Origin of the sequence: Paraburkholderia graminis C4D1M, from assembly GCF_000172415.1 — a bacterium.
GTDB classification, from domain to species: Bacteria; Pseudomonadota; Gammaproteobacteria; order Burkholderiales; family Burkholderiaceae; genus Paraburkholderia; species Paraburkholderia graminis.
On the sequence record NZ_ABLD01000036.1, the window covers coordinates 35,663 to 42,783 of the forward strand.

General features: G+C 63.3%; 6 protein-coding genes. 1 reads left to right on the forward strand and 5 read right to left on the reverse strand.

Annotated features, from left to right (window positions below):
• Nucleotides 1–160: 160 nt before the first annotated feature.
• From paaK to paaN, 5 genes are all read right to left on the reverse strand, one after another.
• A complete protein-coding gene (gene paaK / locus BGRAMDRAFT_RS30595; RefSeq protein WP_006052788.1) occupies nt 161–1,465 on the reverse strand; it encodes a phenylacetate--CoA ligase PaaK in 1,305 nt (434 codons plus the stop codon).
• A 231-nt stretch (nt 1,466–1,696) separates the two neighbouring features.
• Complete coding sequence (gene paaI / locus BGRAMDRAFT_RS30600) at nt 1,697–2,176, reverse strand: hydroxyphenylacetyl-CoA thioesterase PaaI (RefSeq protein ID WP_006052789.1); 480 nt, start codon at nt 2,174–2,176, stop codon at nt 1,697–1,699.
• A gap of 1 nt (nt 2,177) precedes the next feature.
• Complete coding sequence (gene paaG / locus BGRAMDRAFT_RS30605; protein WP_006052790.1) at nt 2,178–2,969, reverse strand: 2-(1,2-epoxy-1,2-dihydrophenyl)acetyl-CoA isomerase PaaG; 792 nt, start codon at nt 2,967–2,969, stop codon at nt 2,178–2,180.
• A gap of 45 nt (nt 2,970–3,014) precedes the next feature.
• Complete coding sequence (gene pcaF / locus BGRAMDRAFT_RS30610; RefSeq protein ID WP_006052791.1) at nt 3,015–4,217, reverse strand: 3-oxoadipyl-CoA thiolase; 1,203 nt, start codon at nt 4,215–4,217, stop codon at nt 3,015–3,017.
• A 123-nt stretch (nt 4,218–4,340) separates the two neighbouring features.
• Nucleotides 4,341–6,041: a phenylacetic acid degradation protein PaaN gene (gene paaN / locus BGRAMDRAFT_RS30615; protein WP_006052792.1), complete on the reverse strand. Its 1,701-nt coding sequence runs from the start codon at nt 6,039–6,041 to the stop codon at nt 4,341–4,343.
• Between the two features lie 131 nt (nt 6,042–6,172).
• Between paaN and BGRAMDRAFT_RS30620 the strand changes: the two genes are divergently transcribed.
• Entirely contained in the window at nt 6,173–6,949 is a 777-nt protein-coding gene (locus BGRAMDRAFT_RS30620; protein WP_006052793.1) for an enoyl-CoA hydratase, read from the forward strand.
• The last annotated feature ends 172 nt before the right edge of the window (nt 6,950–7,121 follow it).

A 7,121-nucleotide genomic window follows, 5' to 3' on the forward strand; every position in this document is an offset into this window, starting at 1 on the left:
GCGCTGGTGCTGAAACCGTTGCCGGCGTTTGTGGGGCTGTTCGTCTTGGGCGGCGCGGTATTAGTGGCATGAGAGCCACTGGAGCCACTAAGGCCACCAGCGGCGTTAGCGCCAAATTTTCGCGCGCCCATTTGCAGGGCGCCTGCAACTTCTTCCGGCCTTACAACCCCGACTTGCGCTTGTCGACTACGCGCCTCGCCTTCCCCACCGAACGTTCGATTCCATTCACCGCCAGCACATTCACCACCGCGCTGACGCCGATCAGCGCCTTGATGTCATAGGCCAGCGCCTGCTTCGCGAGATTGAGCGCGGCAGTGTCGGGCGCGGTTTCGGGACACGGTTCGACGTTTAGCGTCAACACGTCGAGCGGACCTTCCCTGGTCAGCACGATCTGATAGTGAGGCGCGAGAGTGTGCTGCTTGAGCAGCAGTTCCTCGATCTGCGTCGGGAACACGTTAACGCCGCGCACGATCATCATGTCGTCCGAGCGGCCGGTGATTTTTTCCATGCGGCGCATCGTGCGGGCGCTGCCTGGCAGCAGGCGCGTGAGGTCGCGCGTGCGGTAACGAATGATCGGCAACGCTTCCTTGGTGAGCGACGTGAAGACCAGTTCGCCGAGTTCTCCGTCCGGAAGAACTTCGCCCGTTTCCGGGTCGATGATCTCGGGGTAGAAATGGTCTTCCCAGATCGTCGGACCGTCTTTCGTTTCAACGCATTCCGACGCCACGCCTGGTCCCATCACTTCCGACAGACCGTAAATGTCGACCGCGTCGATGCCCATGCGCTTTTCGATCGCCTGACGCATGTCGTTGGTCCACGGCTCCGCGCCGAAGATGCCGATGCGCAGCGAGCAACCGGCAGGGTCGATGCCCTGGCGCTCCAACTCGTCGGCGATCGACAGCATGTAGCTCGGCGTCACCATGATGATGTCGGGCCGGAAGTCCTGGATCAATTGCACCTGCTTTTCTGTCTGGCCGCCGCCGAACGGAATAACGGTGAGGCCCGCACGCTCCGCGCCGTAGTGCGCGCCGAGACCGCCAGTGAAGAGGCCGTAACCATAGCTCACATGCACCTTGTCGCCAGGCTTGGCGCCGGCCGCGCGGATCGAGCGCGCGACGAGATTCGCCCACGTGTCGATATCGCGAGCGGTGTAGCCGACCACAGTCGGCTTGCCTGTCGTACCCGACGAAGCGTGAATCCGCGAGATTCGTTCCTGCGGCACGGCGAACATCCCGAACGGGTAGTTGTCGCGCAAGTCCTTCTTGGTCGTGAACGGGAAGCGTGCAAGGTCCGCAAGCGTCGTCAGGTCGTTCGGATGAATGCCCGCTTCGTCGAACTTGCGACGATAGACCGGCGAGTTTTCGTAAGCGTGGTTCAGCGACCACTTGAGCCGTTCAAGCTGGAGCGCCGCAAGTTCGTCGCGGCTGGCGGTCTCGATAGGATCGAGCGGAAGGGCGGGGCTCATCGAATGTCTCCTTACTGCCTCAATGCTGGGTCTGTTATAGATTGCGCTCGCGCGTAAAACTTCGAACGACGGCGCTGAAACTGCGGACGGCCGCCATTGCGGTGAATTGCTGGCCGGTCTCACCGCTCACGACTGTCTCGGACTGGCGACTCTCGTGTGGAGCGCTTGCCGTGTGCCTTTTGTTTTGGCTGGTCTTTTCGCTCTGCGCTGCGGATGCTGTAGCGCTTCGCGTTACTCCGGTCCCGTGTGCGATGGTGTCTGCGGAATCACGCTGCCCTTGATTTGCGCCGATTTGCCGCGAAACATTGCCACCGTATCGCCGGCGCGATTGGTCACGCGAATATCGTAGATGCCGGTGCGGCCGTTCAATGTCTGTTCGACCGCTTCTGCGGTGAGCACATCGCCGCCATGCACGGGACGCAGGAACTCGATCGAGCAGCCGGATGCCACGGTATTCACGTTGCGCGAGTTGCACGCAAATGCAAAGCTCGAATCAGCGAGCGTGAATATCAGGCCGCCATGACAAATCTGATGGCCGTTCAGAAAGTCTTCGCGCACAGCCATTCGCAGACGCGCATACCCGGCGCGCACTTCCACGATCTCGAGGCCGAGCGCGCGGCTGCACGCATCGTTTTCATACATCGCGGCGGCGGTTGCGCGGGCCAGTTCGTCGGGCGTCATTTCCGCGGGGTAGAGAGGTTGCGTCGACATATCAGCGGCCCTCGAAGCGCGGCGCGCGCTTTTCGACGAAGGCGCGAACGCCTTCCGCATAGTCGTGTGACGCACCCAGCTCGCGTTGCAGGTCGCGTTCAAGGTCGAGTTGCTGATCGAGCGTTTGTGTGGCGCCGGCACGCATGGCGCGCTTGATCCCGGCGATCGCGCGCGTGGGTTGCTGCGCGAGTTGTGCCGCCAGGGTGGCCGCGGCTGCCGCGAGTTCCTGATCGTCGACCGCTTGCCAGATGAGGCCCCAGCTTTCGGCTTTCTCCGCGCTGAGTTTGTCGCCGGTGATGGCGAGTCCCAACGCGCGGGCCATGCCGACGCACTGCGGCAAGAACCACGTGCCGCCCGAATCCGGCACGAGGCCAATCTTCACGAAAGCCTGGATAAAGCTGGCCGAACGCGCCGCGAGAACGATGTCGCACGCGAGCGCGAGATTCGCGCCGGCGCCCGCAGCCGTGCCGTTGACAGCCGCAATCACCGGCAGCGGCAATGCTTGCAGGCGGCGAATCAGCGGATTGAAATGCGCGTCGATCAGGTCGCCGAGATCTGTCATCGCGCCGGGCGTGAAATCCAGATCGGCGAGGTCCTGTCCTGCACAGAAGCCGCGGCCCGAGCCGGTCAGAATGAGCGCGCGCGCGCCGGATTTTTCTACTTCGCCGAGCGCCGCCGCCAGTTCCTCATGCATCGCGCGCGTGAAGCTGTTCAGCTTGTCGGGACGGTTCAGCGTGATGGTGGCTACGCGGCTCGATGTGTCGATATCGAGGCGGATCGCTTCATACGACATTGGGTGTCTCCTCAAAGTCTCGTTCGCGGAACTGCAGTGCCTATTTCACAGCCTTTCGATGACGAGTGCGATGCCTTGGCCCACGCCGATGCACATCGTGCAAAGCGCAAAGCGCCCGTTGCAGCGTTCCAGTTGGTACAGCGCAGTCGTGATAAGGCGCGCACCGGATGCGCCGAGCGGATGTCCGAGTGCGATCGCTCCGCCGTTGGGATTGACGCGCGGATCGTCGTCGCGCAGGCCGAGCGTGCGCAAAACCGCGAGTCCTTGCGACGCGAACGCCTCGTTCAGCTCGATCACGTCGAACTGCTCGAGCTTCATGCCGAGTTGCCTGAGCAGCTTTTGCGTGGCCGGCGCGGGACCGATACCCATGATGCGCGGCTCGACGCCCGCCGTCGCCATGCCCACCACGCGCGCGCGGCGACGCAGACCGTACTGGTCGGCCGCCTGCTGGTTCGCGAGCAGTAGGGCGCAGGCGCCGTCGTTCACACCCGATGCATTGCCGGCAGTCACACTGCCGTCCGGACGAACGACACCCTTGAGCCTCGCCAGGCTTTCGAGCGACGTCTCGCGCGGATGTTCGTCAAGCGTCACGCGAATCGGATCGCCTTTTTTCTGCGCGATTTCCACACCGACAATTTCCTGCGCCAGCGTGCCGTCCTGCTGCGCGCGCGCGGCCTTCTGCTGGCTCGCCAACGCGAACGCGTCCTGATCGGCGCGGCTGATTCCGAACTCGACGGCCACGTTTTCCGCAGTTTCCGGCATTGAATCGACGCCGTACTGTCGCTTCATTAGCGGATTGACGAAGCGCCAGCCAATCGTCGTGTCATAGATATCCGCTTGCCGAGCAAACGCGCTCGCCGCCTTGCCCATCACGAACGGCGCGCGAGTCATGCTTTCGACGCCGCCAGCGATCATCAGGCGGGCTTCGCCTGCCTTGATGGCGCGCGCTGCTGTTCCGACGGCGTCCATGCCCGAGCCGCACAGACGGTTGATCGTGGAACCGGGGACGTCGGTAGGCAACCCCGCGAGCAATGCCGACATGCGCGCTACGTTGCGATTGTCTTCGCCGGCCTGGTTCGCGCAGCCGTAGATCACGTCGTCCACGGCGCGCCAGTCCACGCCGGCATTGCGCTCGATCAGTGCCTTGATCGGCACGGCGCCGAGGTCGTCGGCCCGCACGTCTTTCAGGGCGCCGCCGTAACGGCCGATGGGGGTGCGAATCGCGTCGCAGATAAAGGCGTCGTTCATATCCGTTCCTGTGAGGCGGACCGGCGTTCAATGCCGATCCGATGTCATGTTAGTTGGCGCGCACGGCGTGGTCCATTCGGCCAAAAGGCATAGGACGATCGACGTGCTTTCGTCTTATGACTTTCAGCCAGCTACCGCTGGGGCCGCTTTCGGTTCAACATGAACGCGGCTTTGGACTACGCGGAAGCGATTGGCGACGAAGGCCGCGTCGGTGAGCGCCGCGTTGGCCGCGGGGTTGGCGCCCGTGCCGTGGAAGTCGGAGAACGCTGCCGACTGATTCACGAACACACCGCCCGTCAGGTTGATCGACAAAGCGACGCCGCCGCGGAGCGACGCCTCGTGCGCGTCGTCGAGCACGGCGTCGTCGGTGCTGTAGACGGACAGCGTTAGTGCGCCGTGCTCGGCGGCGATGGCGCCAGCAAGTTCAAGAGACTGCGCAGTCGAGTCGGTAGCGATCACGAAGGAGATCGGACCGAACCATTCCCTCGTGAACTGCGCGCGGTCGGTTGCGGCGTCGAGTTGGACGACCAGCGGCGTGCGCACGCGGGCAACCGGAAAGGCCGGATGCTCGAGCGCCTGGCTTTCGACCAGAACACGGCCGAGTTTCGTCGCTTCGTCGATGCGTTGGGTGACGCCTTCGTTTTGAATGGCGCCGAGGAGTTCGACTGCGCGAGCGGGGTCCGCGACGAGTTTTTGCACGGCGCCGGCGATTGCCTGCGCGACTTCGTCAAACGTGAGCGCACCTTCTGCAGTACGGATGCCGCCGCGCGGCACGTAGATGTTTTGTGGCGCTGTGCACATCTGCCCGGAGTAGAGCGCGAGCGAGAACGCGATGTTGCGGGCGGCGGCTTTGATGTCGTCCACCGAGTCGATCACGATCTGGTTCACGCCGGCTTTTTCGGTGTAGACCTGCGCCTGGTGCGCGTTGCGCTCGAGCCAGGTGCCGTTTTGCGTGCTGCCTGTGAAGTCGATCAGCTTGATCTCGGGGCGCACGGCGAGGCTTTGGACAATCGCGCCGTCGTTCGGCTCAGTGGCGAGCAGCGTGACGACGTTCGGGTCGAAGCCGGCCTCGCGTAGAACGTCGCGCGCAATTCGCACGGTTATGGCGAGCGGCAGGATAGCGCCCGGATGCGGCTTGACGATCACGGCGTTGCCCGTCGCGAGGTCGGCGAAAAGGCCCGGATAGCCGTTCCATGTCGGAAACGTGCAGCAGCCGAGTACCAGGCCGGTGCCGCGGGGCACGATGGTGTAGCGCTTGTGCATGGCGAGCGGCGGGTTCTTGCCTTGCGGCTTTTCCCAGTGAGCGTCGGCGGGAATGCGGCGCAACTGGTCCCACGCATACACGACGGCTTCCAGTGCCCGGTCTTGCGCGTGCGGCCCGCCTGCCTGGAAGGCCATCATGAAGGCCTGGCCGGTCGTGTGCATTACGCTGTAACCGATCTCGAAGCTCGCGCGATTAAGCCGTGCCAGGATTTCGAGCGATACGCCAACCCAGGCCTCGCGACCCGCGGCGCGCCAGCCCTGTTGTGCGATCGCGGCGGCGGCGATCAGTGCGTCGGGATCGGATTTGGGATAACGGATAGCGAGCGGGAAGCCAAATGGCGATACTTCCGCGCCAACGGTTTCTCCAGTAGAGGGCTGGTCGAGTTCGAAGGCGGCGTCCAGATGCGCTTTGAAGGCGGCTTCGCCGTCCGCATTGGCGGTTTCCCCGTACACTTTCGGACTGGGCATTTCGACGAACGGGCTCCAGTAACCGCGCGTCTCGGCCGCGGCGAGCGCCTTTTGCAGCGTGTCTTCGTGCTTGGTGAATAACGGATGTGTCATGGCAGAGGCTTGGCTGTACGTTGGGGGAAGCCCGTCTAATAATTGACCGACCGGTTGGTTGGTGAATGTTAGCATTATTAAGATGGGCGCGCGAAGCGTTTTTCGCGCTCGGTCAATCACAAGGAGGCGGCATGGTTTACGAGAACATTCTGGTTGAAACGCGGGGACGGGTCGGACTCGTTACGTTGAATCGTCCGAAGGCGCTGAATGCGCTGAACGATGCCTTGATGGACGAGCTAGGCGCGGCGCTGCGCGAGTTCGACGCCGACGACGGCATCGGCGCAATCGTGGTGACGGGTAGCGAAAAAGCGTTCGCGGCCGGTGCCGACATCGGCATGATGGCGACCTATTCCTATATGGACGTCTACAAGGGCGACTACATCACGCGTAACTGGGAGACGGTGCGTTCCATTCGCAAGCCGATCATCGCGGCGGTGGCGGGCTTCGCGCTCGGCGGCGGCTGCGAACTGGCCATGATGTGCGACATGATCTTCGCCGCGGACACGGCGAAGTTCGGCCAACCGGAAATCAAGCTCGGCATCATGCCGGGCGCTGGCGGCACACAGCGCCTCCCGCGCGCTGTGTCGAAGGCCAAAGCGATGGACTTGTGCCTGACCGCGCGTTTCATGGATGCGGCGGAAGCGGAGCGGGCCGGGTTGGTGTCGCGTGTGATTCCGGCGGGCTCGCTGATAGAGGAGGCGATTGCCGCGGCAGCGACGATAGCGGAGTTCCCGCTGCCGGCAGTCATGATGGTGAAGGAGTCCGTCAACCGGGCGTACGAAACGACGCTCGCCGAGGGCGTGCATTTCGAGCGCCGTCTCTTTCATTCGCTGTTCGCAACGGAGGATCAGAAAGAGGGCATGGCGGCGTTCGTGGAAAAGCGCAAACCGGTTTTCAAGCACCGTTAATAGGCTCGTCAAAATAACGCTTGCAAGGCGCCAGCCGGCTCGCTAGAATCTCGCTCTTTCGTGCTCCGGACGCCGGGCACGGGAAGCGGGAGAGCCAATAGCGGCAAGGCTTCCAGCGGTGGCGGCAGGTTCAGGCAGTAGCAAAAACCTGTTGACGGCGCGACGGAAGTTC

Excerpts from the sequence above, each read along its gene's own strand:
- paaK (WP_006052788.1), bottom strand. The coding sequence starts at position 1,465 with ATGAGCCCCGCCCTTCCGCTCGATCCTATCGAGACCGCCAGCCGCGAC.
- paaI (WP_006052789.1), bottom strand. The coding sequence starts at position 2,176 with ATGTCGACGCAACCTCTCTACCCCGCGGAAATGACGCCCGACGAACTG.
- paaG (WP_006052790.1), bottom strand. The coding sequence starts at position 2,969 with ATGTCGTATGAAGCGATCCGCCTCGATATCGACACATCGAGCCGCGTA.
- pcaF (WP_006052791.1), bottom strand. The coding sequence starts at position 4,217 with ATGAACGACGCCTTTATCTGCGACGCGATTCGCACCCCCATCGGCCGT.
- paaN (WP_006052792.1), bottom strand. The coding sequence starts at position 6,041 with ATGACACATCCGTTATTCACCAAGCACGAAGACACGCTGCAAAAGGCG.
- BGRAMDRAFT_RS30620 (WP_006052793.1), top strand. The coding sequence starts at position 6,173 with ATGGTTTACGAGAACATTCTGGTTGAAACGCGGGGACGGGTCGGACTC.